2 protein-coding genes and 1 pseudogene are annotated in these 2,335 nt (G+C 67.2%); all 3 read right to left on the bottom strand.

The annotated features are described in order from the left end of the window. Positions 1–104: 104 nt before the first annotated feature. Positions 105–929 (bottom strand): MerR family transcriptional regulator, encoded by an 825-nt coding sequence (locus HII36_RS54710; RefSeq protein WP_173531302.1) that lies wholly within the window; start codon positions 927–929, stop codon positions 105–107. A gap of 634 nt (positions 930–1,563) precedes the next feature. Further along, complete coding sequence (locus HII36_RS54705) at positions 1,564–1,770, bottom strand: DUF397 domain-containing protein (protein ID WP_217371140.1); 207 nt, start codon at positions 1,768–1,770, stop codon at positions 1,564–1,566. Positions 1,771–1,854: 84 nt separating this feature from the next. Continuing rightward, positions 1,855–2,124 (bottom strand): annotated as a pseudogene (locus HII36_RS59440) (Scr1 family TA system antitoxin-like transcriptional regulator); the annotation flags it as partial. Positions 2,125–2,335 lie beyond the last annotated feature (211 nt).

Genomic DNA, 2,335 nt, shown 5'->3' with positions numbered 1-2,335 from the left:
CCCCACCACCCCGCCCAGCCACCGCGTCCGAGTAGGCGTGAACCAGTTGGAGTGAAACCAGCCAACGGGCGTTCGAAAGATCGCTTCCCCGCCAACCGCCTGGGTCAGCGGATCGGCCAGGCCACCTGGGTGAGCAGGTCGGCCTCGGCGGTCACGGCCGGGTCGTTGAGGTAGGTCTCCCGGGGCGGGCCGGCGATCTCATGGCCGTGCTCGGTGATCCAGGTGGTCAGAGCGTGGTACGCGGAGGCGATCTCGTCGTGGCGGCCCTGGTGCGTGGTGACCGCGGCGGTGACCGCGTCCAACCGACTGACCTGCACGGGCGATGTCGCGGCTGCGGGCGAGGGTGCGGCTACGGGTGACTCGATCGGGATGCAGACCTCGATGTGACCGTCGTTGTCGGCGTCGATGACGTCCGGGAACACCAGGAAGGGGGCGCCGGCCGGATGCCGACCGGCTTGCGTGAGGAACCCGACGAGGGTGCCGAAGCTTTCGGCGACCGTCGCGCCGATTCCGGCCAGGTCGGTGTGGCGGCGTACGGCGGCCACGGTCTGTGCGGGCAGGGTTTCGAGATTGATCTCGTAGTGCATGAGGCGCTCCTCGCCGTTGATCAATCGGGTGATGGCGGCCAGCATGTGATCGTGGCGATCGCGCTCCGCCTGCAGGCGCTGCCGATGCGCGGCCAGCAGGCCGGCGACGTCCTCCGGGGAGGCCGCCAGCACCTGCTTGATCTCCTCGATCGGCATGTCGAGCGCCCGCAGCCTGCGGATCGATTCCGCCCTGCCTGCCTGGCTGAGTGCGTAGTAGCGATAGCCGTTGAATTCGTCGACCTTCGCGGGCCGCAACAGATCCAGCTCGTCGTAGAGACGTAACGCCTTGGCCGACAGCCGGGTCATGGCCGAGAACGCACCGATCAACACGAACTGGTTCATCGCCAACCCCCATCACCCTCTGGTCCGCCCACCGTCATCCCTCTCCCTAGGGGAAGGTCAATCCGCCGAGTCGAGCTGCTCACCGCGACGCCTCGCCCGCTTGGGCCAACGGTCTGATCTTGCATCTCGGAGCAGAGTGATCTCTTGGCGGGACGAGACATATTGCCTTCCCGGCGGCAAGCCCGCGACCGCCCCGCAGCACGGCCCGATGGAGGTTTCGAGGTTCGTCCATCGAGTAGCGACCGAGGGCGCGCGGGCACTCCGCTGGCTCTGCGATGGCTGCAACGAGGATCTCTCGGTCATGGGAGGCCGGGGGCACAACATCCACCAGCCCAGGCGAACTCCGCGCACCCGTAGACGAGCTCAACGCACCCGCGGACGCCCTCGAAATCCCACACAGCGACTACATGCCGTTCCAGGCAAGCGTCAGCGTGCCAGCAGCCCCGAGCTCCAACCTCCACCCACGCCTGAGATCACCGAGCCGTCCAGACGCCTGCTTCGCAGCCCCCGAACCAGGACGAACCCGAGTCGAGACCTTCCGAACGACAAAATCCCGTCCGATCGCCGTGATCAACCGGATCCCGTCACCTTCAGCCAGCCGTCTCAAGCACGGCCGTCCGGGCGGCCGACATCGTCATACGTCGAACTCGCCCCGATCAGCGCCCTCCAGGAAAGCCTTCCACTCACCGCGTGTGAAGATCAGCGTGGGTCCTTGGGGGTCCTTGCTGTCTCGGACGGCGACAATGCCGGGCAGATTGGTGGCGACTTCCACGCACTGCCCGTCGTCGCCGCTGGCCGTGGACTTACGCCACTCGGCTTCGTCGAGGTTCACCTGATCCATGTCCTGATCGCATCCTCTATCGCCTGGCGCGTGACGCTTTTCGGCCGCGCGTCTGCTCTGATGCCGCCATCTTGTCTGCTCAACGCATGCGACGGCTCCATGGCCAGCGGTCACCTGGCCGAACAGGACCGAGTCCGCCGAGACGACCTCGGATCCATCCCGCAGCCGTGCCAACACGAACGCGCTCATCATCCCAGGAGCGCGTCCAGCCACGATAGGCACGAGCTGGACAGTGATGCGTGGGCATCTGGCCGGTCTCAGCAGGTAAACGCAGTTGGGCCGCCAGGACGCCCCGGGCTGCCGATGGGCCAGCACAGCATGCGCGGTGGGGCGGACCCGGCCACAAACCCCCATCACCCAACGACCCACGCCTCCAGAGCCGCGCAGGCTGGGTGGGGCGGGTGGAGGGACTGTGACACCACCAGCCCCCCAATCGGCTGTACCCACAAGATCACGGGGGCGGACGGGGCAGGTGAGGGACCCGGCTCGCCAACTCGCTATCACCCAACCGCCTACACACACTCGGACGCGGTGGCCGGGCGGGGCGGAGGCTGTCTCTTATACA

It is taken from the genome of Nonomuraea antri (genome assembly GCF_013283785.1).
Lineage (GTDB): Bacteria > Actinomycetota > Actinomycetes > Streptosporangiales > Streptosporangiaceae > Nonomuraea > Nonomuraea antri.
Note: the sequence above shows the minus strand (reverse complement) of the source record. Positions and strands in the feature narration are given on the sequence as shown.

Bases quoted from the DNA above. Each gene is read 5' to 3' on its own strand.
- HII36_RS54710 (WP_173531302.1), bottom strand. From the start codon at position 929: ATGAACCAGTTCGTGTTGATCGGTGCGTTCTCGGCCATGACCCGGCTG.
- HII36_RS54705 (WP_217371140.1), bottom strand. From the start codon at position 1,770: ATGGATCAGGTGAACCTCGACGAAGCCGAGTGGCGTAAGTCCACGGCC.